Origin of the sequence: Campylobacter sp. JMF_04 NA10 (assembly GCF_027737655.1) — a bacterium.
GTDB lineage: Bacteria > Campylobacterota > Campylobacteria > Campylobacterales > Campylobacteraceae > Campylobacter_B.
In genome coordinates this window covers 199,336-210,045 of sequence record NZ_JAOVTZ010000003.1, presented here as the reverse complement: position 1 = coordinate 210,045, position 10,710 = coordinate 199,336, and the positions used below count along the sequence as shown (strand labels likewise).

At 41.4% G+C, this 10,710-nt stretch carries 13 protein-coding genes; 8 read left to right on the top strand and 5 right to left on the bottom strand.

The window, feature by feature from the left end:
- The first annotated feature begins 239 nt into the window (after positions 1 to 239).
- Genes OFO12_RS05990 through OFO12_RS05955 form a run of 8 tightly spaced genes read left to right on the top strand, consistent with a single transcriptional unit; the run spans position 240 to position 7,011 of the window.
- Positions 240 to 1,298 (top strand): quinone-dependent dihydroorotate dehydrogenase, encoded by a 1,059-nt coding sequence (locus OFO12_RS05990; RefSeq protein WP_270869830.1) that lies wholly within the window; start codon positions 240 to 242, stop codon positions 1,296 to 1,298.
- Between the two features lie 7 nt (positions 1,299 to 1,305).
- Positions 1,306 to 2,559 (top strand): M16 family metallopeptidase, encoded by a 1,254-nt coding sequence (locus OFO12_RS05985; RefSeq protein ID WP_270869829.1) that lies wholly within the window; start codon positions 1,306 to 1,308, stop codon positions 2,557 to 2,559.
- Positions 2,552 to 3,448 (top strand): 4-hydroxy-tetrahydrodipicolinate synthase, encoded by an 897-nt coding sequence (dapA, locus tag OFO12_RS05980; protein WP_270869828.1) that lies wholly within the window; start codon positions 2,552 to 2,554, stop codon positions 3,446 to 3,448. The genes OFO12_RS05985 and dapA overlap by 8 nt, the downstream gene beginning before the upstream one ends.
- Complete coding sequence (locus OFO12_RS05975; protein ID WP_270859451.1) at positions 3,448 to 4,236, top strand: enoyl-ACP reductase; 789 nt, start codon at positions 3,448 to 3,450, stop codon at positions 4,234 to 4,236. Before dapA ends, OFO12_RS05975 begins: the two co-directional genes overlap by 1 nt.
- Before the next feature lie 14 nt (positions 4,237 to 4,250).
- The gene (gene pgsA, locus OFO12_RS05970) at positions 4,251 to 4,823 is read left to right on the top strand and encodes a CDP-diacylglycerol--glycerol-3-phosphate 3-phosphatidyltransferase (RefSeq protein WP_270859450.1); all 573 of its coding nucleotides are present in this window, start codon (positions 4,251 to 4,253) and stop codon (positions 4,821 to 4,823) included.
- Positions 4,824 to 4,826: 3 nt separating this feature from the next.
- Positions 4,827 to 5,945 (top strand): RIP metalloprotease RseP, encoded by a 1,119-nt coding sequence (rseP, locus tag OFO12_RS05965; protein ID WP_270869827.1) that lies wholly within the window; start codon positions 4,827 to 4,829, stop codon positions 5,943 to 5,945.
- Positions 5,942 to 6,586, top strand: a complete 645-nt coding sequence (locus tag OFO12_RS05960; RefSeq protein ID WP_270869826.1) for a YggS family pyridoxal phosphate-dependent enzyme — start codon at positions 5,942 to 5,944, stop codon at positions 6,584 to 6,586. The genes rseP and OFO12_RS05960 overlap by 4 nt, the downstream gene beginning before the upstream one ends.
- A complete protein-coding gene (locus OFO12_RS05955) occupies positions 6,583 to 7,011 on the top strand; it encodes a hypothetical protein (RefSeq protein ID WP_270869825.1) in 429 nt (142 codons plus the stop codon). The genes OFO12_RS05960 and OFO12_RS05955 overlap by 4 nt, the downstream gene beginning before the upstream one ends.
- Positions 7,012 to 7,193: 182 nt before the next feature.
- On the opposite strand, the gene OFO12_RS05950 is transcribed toward OFO12_RS05955, so the two are convergent.
- The 5 genes from OFO12_RS05950 to OFO12_RS05930 all read right to left on the bottom strand — a co-directional run bounded on the left by OFO12_RS05950 (position 7,194) and on the right by OFO12_RS05930 (position 10,708).
- Positions 7,194 to 7,430, bottom strand: coding sequence for a hypothetical protein (locus OFO12_RS05950; protein ID WP_270869824.1), 237 nt, complete (start codon positions 7,428 to 7,430; stop codon positions 7,194 to 7,196).
- A 33-nt stretch (positions 7,431 to 7,463) separates the two neighbouring features.
- Positions 7,464 to 7,910, bottom strand: a complete 447-nt coding sequence (locus OFO12_RS05945) for an EamA family transporter (RefSeq protein WP_270869834.1) — start codon at positions 7,908 to 7,910, stop codon at positions 7,464 to 7,466.
- Between the two features lie 165 nt (positions 7,911 to 8,075).
- Positions 8,076 to 9,167 carry a glycerophosphodiester phosphodiesterase family protein gene (locus OFO12_RS05940; RefSeq protein WP_270869823.1) on the bottom strand — a complete coding sequence of 364 codons (1,092 nt, stop codon included), beginning with the start codon at positions 9,165 to 9,167 and terminating at the stop codon, positions 8,076 to 8,078.
- Positions 9,168 to 9,240: 73 nt separating this feature from the next.
- Entirely contained in the window at positions 9,241 to 10,224 is a 984-nt protein-coding gene (locus OFO12_RS05935) for a diaminopimelate dehydrogenase (RefSeq protein ID WP_270869822.1), read from the bottom strand.
- A gap of 115 nt (positions 10,225 to 10,339) precedes the next feature.
- Positions 10,340 to 10,708: a DMT family protein gene (locus OFO12_RS05930; protein WP_270864912.1), complete on the bottom strand. Its 369-nt coding sequence runs from the start codon at positions 10,706 to 10,708 to the stop codon at positions 10,340 to 10,342.
- Positions 10,709 to 10,710: the final 2 nt, after the last annotated feature.

The following is a 10,710-nucleotide window of genomic DNA, read 5'->3' as shown; positions in this document are numbered from 1 at the left end:
ATTCTCTGTAAGGGGGAGGGCGCGCTTTTTAGGAGACGCTACCCTCCCCCTTACCAACCCCCACCCCTGTAAAACCTTAGAAGTGGCTAAATTTAAAGCAAAGCTTTAAATTTAGCTGGTTTTATTTTACTGAAATGCTTCGCATTTCAAAACAATCAAAACTACACAAATTTGGCTAAAAATATAAAGAATTATTAATTCAAATTTCGCTAAAATGATGAGTTTTGAAAAGGAATTTTATGGATTACAACACGCTAAAAAAAATATTTTTTAAATTTCAGCCAGAAACTGCACACCATATCGCAGAATTGGGGCTTCGCACACTAAGCGCAGTTCCGTTTGGACTGGAAATTTTAGCCAAAGAAACAACCTTTAAAGATGAAATTCTAAATCAAAAAATCTGGGGGTTAAATTTCGAAAATCCGCTTGGAATCGCCGGTGGATTTGATAAAAACGCAACCATGCTAGCCCCACTTTACGCCCTTGGATTCGGGCATGCTGAGTTTGGGACATTTACGCCAAAACCCCAACCCGGCAACGCCAAACCGCGCCTTTTCCGCTTAATCGAAGAGGAAAGTATCCAAAACGCAATGGGCTTTAACAACCAGGGCGCCGAGGCTATCGCAGAGCGCGTGCGCAAAATTTACCCAGCCAAATTTCCGCTTGTCGCAAACATTGGCAAAAACAAAATCACGCCAAACGAAAACGCTCTAAGCGATTATGAAATTTTAACTCGCAAATTTGAGGGGCTTTGCGATATTTTCGAAATCAACATTAGCTCGCCAAATACGCCAAATTTGCGCGCTTTGCAAGATGAAAGTTTCATAAAAGAAATTTTATATATGATGAGAGGCATTACCAAAAAACCAATAATTTTAAAAATCGCCCCCGATATGAGCGCGCAAAAGGCTGTGTCGCTATGCTCGTGCGCCGTGGAGGCTGGGGCAGATGCCCTACTAGTAAATAACACTAGCATTGATTACTCGCTAACGCCCAAAGCAAGGGATTTTGGCGGAATTAGCGGCAGGTTAATCACGCAAAAATCGCGCGAGCTTTTCCGCGCAGTATCTAGCGAACTATTTGGCAAAGCAGTGCTGATTAGCTGCGGTGGTATCAGCGACGGCAAAGAAGCCTATACGCGCATAAAAGACGGCGCGAGCCTAGTGCAAATTTTCACAAGTTTTATTTTCAAAGGCCCTAAAATAGCCTACAATATCAACTCCGAGTTAGCTTCACTCTTGCGCCAAGACGGACTTTCAAATATCACAGAAGCAATCGGTTTAAATTTAAAAAAATGAGGTTTTTATGTTTGCAAAATTCAATAAAATCACGCTAGAAAACGGCTTAGCCGTCTATCATATACCGGTAAATTTAGGTAGCGATGTCATCAGCGTCGATCTATTTTACGATGTGGGCTCAAAGGACGAAGTCATGGGCAAAAGTGGCATAGCCCACATGCTCGAACACCTAAATTTCAAATCCACAAAAAACCGCAAAGCTGGCGAATTTGACGCCATTGTAAAAGGTTTTGGTGGCGTGAATAACGCAAGCACGGGCTTTGATTTCACGCACTATTTCATCAAATGCGAGCGCTCGAATCTAGCCACATGCCTCGATTTATACGCAGACATCATGGAAAATTTAAAGCTCGAAGAGAGCGAGTTTTTGCCAGAGCGAAATGTGGTTTTAGAAGAGAGGCTTTGGCGCACGGATAACGATCCGTTTGGATATCTGTTTTTTAGGCTGTATAACAGCGCCTTTGTTTATCACCCATATCACTGGACGCCGATTGGATTTAGAAGCGATATAGAGGGCTGGAAAATCGAGGATATCAGGGAATTTCACGCTAAATTTTATAATCCAAACAACGCAGCACTGCTAATCAGTGGCGATATCGATGAAAATAGCGCGTTTGAGCTAGCCAAAAAGAGCTTTTCGCATATCAAAAATCGCTGCGAAAAGTCGCATGTTTGCGCGCCAGAACCAGAGCAAGACGGTGCTAGATTTAATCTCATACACAAAGACTCTCATGTCCAAATCGTGGCAACCGCCTTTAAAATCCCGCCATTTAACCACACTGACGCAGCCAGTATAAACGCTCTTTGCGACTATCTTGGCGGTATGAAAAGCTCGCTTTTGCAACGAATTTTAGTCGATGAGAAAAAGCTAGCCAATCAAATCGATGTCTATAATCTAGCCAGCAAACATGAAAATTTAATGATAATTTTTGGCGTTTGCAACGCTGGGGTCGCTGGCGAGAGGCTAAGAGATGAAATTTTTGCTATCCTAGAAAATGCAAAAAATTCTCAAATCAGCGATGATGAAATCACAAAACTCAAAAATTCAGCCAAATCAAGCCTAATTTACTCCATGGATAGCGCTAGCAAGGTGGCTAGCATTTATGGCTCATATATCATCAGAGGCGATTTGGACGCGCTGTTTAGACTCCAAAGCGATATCGAAAACATCTCAGCGCAAAATTTAAACGAAACTATGAAAAAATATCTCAAATTTAAAAATTCAACCACATTGATTTTACGAAAGGAAAACGATGAATAAAAATGTAATTATCGGTTCAATGACCGCATTAATCACGCCGTTTAAAGATGGCAAACTTGACGAGCAAACCTACGCCAAACTCATAAAACGCCAAATCGATAACGGCATAAATGTCCTAGTCCCTGTCGGTACCACAGGCGAGAGCGCCACATTGACCCACGATGAGCACAAAGTCTGCATAGAAATCGCAGTCGATACCTGCAAAAACACAGGCGTCAAAGTCCTAGCGGGCGCCGGCTCAAACGCCACGCACGAGGCTGTGGATTTAGCTAAATTTGCGCAAGCGCATGGGGCTGATGGAATACTCTCTGTCGCGCCATACTACAACAAACCGACCCAAAAAGGCTTGTATCTGCACTACAAAGAGATTGCAAACTCTATCGAAATTCCGGTGCTTTTATACAATGTCCCGGGTAGAACTGGCTGCAATATCGACACAGAAACCATAATCAAGCTTTTTAACGATTGCGAGAATATTTACGGCGTAAAAGAGGCAAGTGGCAGTATCGATAAATGCGTGGATTTGCTAGCACATGAGCCGAAACTAAGCGTGATTAGTGGCGAGGACGCGATAAACTACCCTATCCTATCAAACGGCGGAAAGGGCGTCATCTCAGTAACTGCAAATTTATTGCCTGATTATATTTCAAAGCTCGTAAATTTCGGACTAAATAGCGATTATATCAAGGCAAAAGAGATTAATGATGATTTGTATGCAATAAATAAAATTCTCTTTTGTGAAAGCAACCCAATCCCGATAAAAGCGGCAATGTATATCGCTGGGCTAATGCCAACTTTGGAGTATCGTTTGCCACTTTGCGAGCCTAGCAAGGAAAATTTAGCTAAAATTGAAGCTGTTATGAAACAATACAATATCAAAGGATTTTAATGATAGAAACTATCAACGAATTTAAAGGAAAAACCCTAGTAATCAGCGGTGGAACGCGCGGAATCGGTCGCGCGATTGTTTTGGAATTCGCCAAAGTTGGCGCAAATGTCGCCTTTACCTACAACTCAAACGAAGAGTTAGCCAAAACCCAAGCAGCCGAGTTAGAGAAGGAATTTGGCATTAAAGCAAGGGCATATGCGCTAAATATCTTAGAGCCAGAGACCTACAAAGAGCTGTTTGAAAAGATTGATGCAGATTTTGATAGAGTGGATTTTTTCATCTCAAATGCCATTATTTCTGGTCGCGCGGTAGCTGGTGGATACACTAAATTTATGAAGCTAAAACCACGCGGGATTAACAATATCTTTACCGCGACCGTAAATGCCTTTGTCGTGGGCTCGCAAGAAGCAGCCAAACGCATGGAAAAGGTAGGCGGCGGCAGTATAATCAGCCTAAGTTCGACTGGAAATTTAGTCTATATCGAGCATTACTCAGGACACGGCACTGCAAAAGCGGCAGTTGAGGCTATGGCAAGATACGCCGCAACCGAGCTTGGCGAGAAAAATATCCGCGTAAATGTCGTAAGTGGCGGACCAATCGAAACAGACGCTTTAAGAGCTTTTACGAATTATGAGGAAGTGCGCGACAAAACAGCCGAACTAAGCCCGCTTAATCGCATGGGACAGCCGACAGATTTAGCAGGTGCGTGCCTGTTTTTGTGTTCGAGCAAGGCTAGTTGGGTTACAGGTCATACATTTATCGTCGATGGCGGAACGACATTTAAATAAAATTTGGAAAAAATATGTGGAATTTACCAAATATATTAGCGATTTTTAGAGTTTTACTAGCACCTTTGTTTTTTTATCTCATTTTGCTTGCTGGCAATGCCGATAGTAGCGGTATGGTTGGCGCGGTGCATGTCAGCTGGATAAACTACTTCGCCGCCCTAACCTTCGTAATCGCCTCTGTAACGGACTTTTTCGACGGATTTATCGCTAGAAGCTGGAATCAAATCACCAAATTTGGCGGTATCATCGATCCTCTGGCTGATAAAATGCTAACCTTAGCTGGATTTTTAGGGCTTATGTATATTGATAGAGCGAGCCCCTGGGCTGTGTATCTAATCCTAATCCGTGAGTTTTTTATCACAGGTTTTCGCACGGTTATGGTGAGCGAAAATATCAGCGTCTCAGCCTCAATGGCGGGCAAGGTAAAAACGGTGTCGCAAATGTTTGCAATAGGATTTTTGACAATGCAGTGGAGTGGCGGAAATTTCTTGCTATGGCTCGCAGTAGCACTCACGCTGTATTCGGGACTAGAATATATTTTAGCTTATGCTAAAAATCACAAAAAAAATGCAAAAGCAACGGAGTGATTTTTGAAAAGCATACTTTTAACCATAGGAATTTTGCTTTGTGGGTTGTATTTTTACGGGTTGCATTTTTTTGTAACGATTTTAGCTATTAGCTTTTTGATATTTTTCCACGAGCTTGGCCATTTTAGCGTTGCACGCCTGCTTGGCGTGGGCGTAAATGTATTTAGCGTGGGCTTTGGCGAGAAAATTTACACCAAACAAATCGGCGCAACACAGTATTGCATAAGCGCAATCCCGCTTGGCGGATATGTCAGCCTAAAAGGCCAAGAGGATTTAGACCCAAGTGCCAAAAATTTCGACCCCGATAGCTACAACACCAAAGGCCCACTAGCGCGCATTGCCATACTTGTGGCTGGGCCTGCGTTTAATATAATTTTGGCGTTTTTAATCTACATTAGCCTAGGCTATATCGGTGTAGAGCGTATCGCGCCAATCGTAGGCGCAGTGAGCGAAAACTCAGCCGCACAAAGTGCTGGAATCATGGTCGGCGATGAAATTTTATCAATAAATGGCGCGCAAATCAGAGAGTGGGACGATATCTCCAAAAATGTCGTAGCCGGGGATTTAAACCTGCAAATCAAGCGCGCAGGCGAAATCAAAAACATAAATTTAACCCCGAAAATGGGCGAGAAACTAAACATTTGGCGAGAGCGTATCCAAACCCCACTAATCGGAATTTCCCCAGGCAACAAACCCAAATATATCACGCTCTATCACACGGGCGCTAGCTCGCTTGGCTTCGCGCTAGATGAGACAATCCAATCGAGCAAAATCATCTTAGTTGGGCTCGAAAAACTAGTCTCAGGCGTCGTTTCTCCCAAAGAAATGGGCGGAATCGTCGCTATCACCGATATCACGACCAAGGCTGTAAGCTACGGAGCTTCGGTAGTTTTGCTCCTTGTCGCGCTGATTTCTGTGAATTTGGGCATAATAAATCTCTTCCCAATCCCGGCTCTTGATGGCGGACATATTTTGTTTAACCTAATCGAGCTTGTGTTTCGCCGCCCAGTGCCAGAGAAGGTTTTCATCGGCGCTAGCTACGCTGGAATCGCGATTTTGGCAATGCTGATGATATTTACGATAGTCAATGACTTCGCGCGCATGCTAGGATTTTATCAATGAATCTAGCGCAAATTTTAGAGCGCATAGACAGCGCAAAAATTTCATCAGGCGCGCAGAGCGTGCGCCTAATCGCTGTGAGCAAAAATGTAGATACTGACGCGGTGGAAAATCTCTACTCGCAGGGGCAAATCGAATTTGGCGAAAACCGCGTCCAAGAGATGAAGCGAAAATGCGAAATTTTAAGCAACCTGCCCCTAAAATGGCATTTCATCGGCTCGCTTCAAAGCAATAAAATAAATCATTTGCTCTCCTTACGCCCGTGCTTGTGGCAAAGTTGCAACTCTTATGAGCTTGCTACTGCTGTAAATAAACGGCTAAATTTCACGCTAGATACGCTTTTGGAGATAAACTCAGCTAACGAAAGTAGCAAAAACGGGCTTGAAATTTCGCGCGCGATTGATGAGTTTTTGCAGATAAAAGAGAGTTGTAAAAACCTAAATTTATGCGGTGTGATGAGTATCGGCGCGCACTCAGAAGACGAGCGCGAAATACAAAAAAGCTTTGAAATTACCTATAAAATTTTTGAAAGTCTGCAACCACACGGCGCAAAAATCTGCTCAATGGGCATGAGCGATGACTTCGAACTAGCCATAAAATGTGGGTCAAATATGGTGCGTTTAGGGCGAATTTTGTATCGATGAAAAACGATATCGTAATATTTTTGCTAGGCATTTGCTGTATAGCGTTTCCAGCCCATGATAATTTGTTCATCTGCTTTGAAATTTTGCTTTTTAATATTCTAGTTTGCGCCCTATTTATAGCGATTGCGTATAAATTTCAAATCTTGCAAAAACGCTACTTCGCGTTATTTTTTTTGATTTTGGCAAATCTTGCAACATTGGCGAATATCTGGGGGATGCCGTGGCCTTCTAACGGATACGAAGGCACTATCGTCCGAATCGAGATTTTCAAGGCAATTTCGGTTTTTAACTTTTGGCTAGTTTATGCTGGATTTTGGCTCTTAGCGGTGCCGATTGTCATCTATATATTCTTTTTGGATCTGCTTGGCAGAATTAGCCTAAAAATACTTTCTAGCAAAAAATCTATCCAAAATTCGAATATTTAAAACAAAATTCTGCAAATTTCGCTATCGCAACTTGGGGATACTGCGCCGAAATTTTGCCGAATTTCGCTTTTAAGTGTCATTGCGAGAATTTTTGCTTGCAAAAATTCGAAGCAATCGCAAAAGCAAAAATTATAGGCCGCTAAAATGGCAAAATTCTGCGAAATTCAAAATTTTGCCAAATTTTACTCACTATCTTTTATCTTCAAAACAAAATTTATAAACTCTTTTTCAACTCTGTTTAGTTGTTTGCCCTTTTTGTAAGCCAAAACTAGGGTTTTGGCATCGGGTGCGTCTGCAAGTTCAAAAAGCTTAATAAGGCTTGCCTTGTCGGATTTTACCATTTGCGGTATTGTAAAACACGCCTCGCCGCCGCTTGCGACAATGGAGTTTGCGATATCAAAAGTCTCGGTTTCGCACAAAATTTTGGCTCAAATCCAGCCTTTTTAAACAGCTCATTGTAGCCTTTGCGAGAGCGTAAATTTGAGTTTGGCAGGATAAATCTCTCGTTTTTTAGCGCTCCAAGCGAAATTTTGGGCGTTTTCAACGCTTAAAATAACACTAGAAACGCAGATTAAAATAATGCCAATCCAAAGGCGAAAAGATATAAATTCCTTAAAAATAACCAAAGCAATCACAGCAGTGGCGACTATTTCGAAGTTGCTAAGAAGTGCAGCGTTTGCAGAGTTTGCCTTTAAAATGCCAAACATAAGCAAAATCGGAGCGATAATATCAAGCACAATCATAGCCAAAACATAAGGAAAATCGGCTTTTTCAAGGCTTGAAGTGCTTTGTTTTTTGAAATTTAAAAGTAAATCGCACCCATGCCAAAACCTGCACCAAGATACAAAAACGAAGCCAAAAATGTCGGCTCTATGACATCTAGCAGTATTTTTGAAAATGGAATTCCCGCTCCATAAAAAAGTGCTGCCAAAAAAGCAAAAATCAAAGCAGGTAAATTTGATTGCATTATTTTCCTTTTATAAAATTTAAATTTGGCTAGTGTTTGTGAAAAACGCAAATTTAAAGAGTGTTAGTTTTCTACAAAACCTCGTTTGTCATATTTACTACTTTTTAGATTGTTTTTCGTTGTATTCAACCACATCGTTTATAAACTCGGTAAAAACGCCGCTCACGCCGATACTAGATAACAAATCAAGCATTTCATTTACATTATTTACACCTTTTGGCAAGGTATCTTTTCGTAGCGTCCAAGCGTGAATTTTTACATTTTTTTCTATAAGTTTTTTGGCAAATTCTGTCGGTTTTTTGTGCTTAAAATCAATTAGCGAAGCAAGACCGACGCCGAAATTATCTGTATATTTGAGCACTTCATCAATATTTGTGCAAAATTTATTCTTATAGTCTTTAACTTCACCTACGCAACCATCTATCAAAAAAACCAAAGGCAAATCCATACCGAGCTTTGGCATTAGCTCTGTTTTAATGCGTTTTAACTCGTTAAAATCAAAAACCTGCAAGTAGATCAAATCATTTTTATCTTTATAACCATATTTTTTCAACGCCTGCAAGGCTTGCAAACTTATATCCTTGCCACGCTTGTGAAAAAAATATGGCAGTTTAATTTCTGGGTAAATTCCGATTTTTTTACCAGTGGATTTCTCTAAACCACGAATAAATTCGAGCTCTTCCTCAAATGTATGAAATCTAAAATTTGATTTGTGAAGCGGAAATCTATCCTTAAATCTTGGAGTATCAGGTTTGTCTTTTTGAAATTCACTCGTTACATTTAATGACTTTATCTCATCTAGCGTAAAATCAAAAATTGCAAATTTATGATTTATATATTCAACACCCACGCTTCTAAGTTCCATAAATTCCGCTGGTGGCGTGGTTTGGTTAGTATCACGCATTTTGTGCGGATACTTCGTATGCACATCACTAACTCGCTCAAATTCATGGGCAACCACCAGATGATTATCGCTACTTAAATACAAATCTTGTTCTAAAAAATCAGCCCCAAGTCCAAAAGCAAGAGCTTTCGCTTCAAGTGTATGCTCAGGCAAAAACCCACTAGCTCCACGGTGTGCAATGACTAAAAATTTATCACTCTCTTTTTGGTTTTTGTTTAAATTTAATAAAATTTCCGCACCAGCTACAAGGATACACACGAATAAAATTTTGTAGATATTTGTCATAAACAACCTTTGCTTAAATTTAAATTTCGCCGTGCGAATTCGCCAAATTTGGCACTTCACACGGCAAGTAAATTTACAAAATCTCTTTTCTTAGCTCGCTAGGGGTTTTTGGCGAGATTAGCGCTGGTGCGATGTCAAAAATGCTAAACGCACCGCTTTTGCCCTCTTTATGCAGTCGGTGCGCCGCTCTTGCGTAAGCCACCAGCACGCTAGCTGTAAATTCAGGGTTTGAATCAAGTTTTAGGCTAAATTCGATTAGGTGTTTTGTTTCGCCGCGCTCTCCTGTGCTGCCGCTTCTTAGCACGAAGCCACCATGCGGGATTCCGCCGTGTTCGCGTTTTAGCGTCTCTAAGTCGATAAAATGCACGGTCGTATCATAATCAGCGAAATAATTTGGCATTGTTTTGATTTCGTTTTCAATTTTCGCCTTGTCTGCGCCGTCTTCGGCGACCACGAAGCACTCACGCAAATGCTTTTCTCTCGTGCTTAAATTTGGATTTTCTCCGGCTCTGACACTCGCCAACGCACTTTCTATCGGCACAGTGTATTGTCTAGCATCGACTACGCCTTTGATTCGGCGGATAGCGTCAGAATGCCCTTGGCTCACGCCTTTGCCCCAAAATGTGTAGCTTTCGCCACTTTCTAGCACACTTTCGCCCACAAGGCGATTTAGCGAAAACAGACCTGGATCCCAGCCGATAGCGATAATGCCGACATTTCCACCGCTTTTGGCTGCGTTATCGACATTTGCGAAGTGTTCAGGGATTTTGGCGTGTGTATCGAAACTATCAACGACATTGAAATTTTTCGCAAATTCTGGCGTTTGTGTCGGCAAATCAGTCGCCGAACCACCGCAAAGCACCAAAACATCGAATTTGCCTTTGAAATTTAATATTTCATCTATGCTATAAACACTCGCGCCGCAGGTTTTCACGCTAGCTGGCTCACGGCGAGAAAAAACGCCAAAAACTTCCATATCGCTTGTGTTTCGCACAGCAAGCTCCACGCCACGACCTAAATTTCCATAACCTAAAATTCCTACTTTGATTTTACTCATTTTTTATCCTTTTTATTAAATTTTATTTCTGAATTTTGCCTATTTTTGGGCTTTCATGGCACCATTTCAAATCGCCAAAATCGTTTTGAAAAACCAAAAAATATCATAAAATTTCCTATTTTTTAAACATAAAATACACAGCCAAAACTAGGAAAACAAAGCTTATAATGTGGTTTATGCGAAAGGCTTCGCTTTTGAAAATCAGCAGTGCAAACACGCTAAAAACGCTAAGCGTGATGACTTCTTGCAGGACTTTGAGCTGCCAAATGTCAAACGAACCGCCGTTGCCGATGTAGCCGTATTTATTCGCTGGGATTAGCAGACAATACTCGAAAAACGCCACGCACCAGCCAAAGAGAATAATCCCAAAAAGCCCAAGGTTGCTAAAAAACGGGATTTTGGTAAATTTCAAGTGCGCATACCACGCAATCGTCATCAAAACATTTGAAAAAATCAGTAAAATTATGGTGTAGTATGGTTTCATTT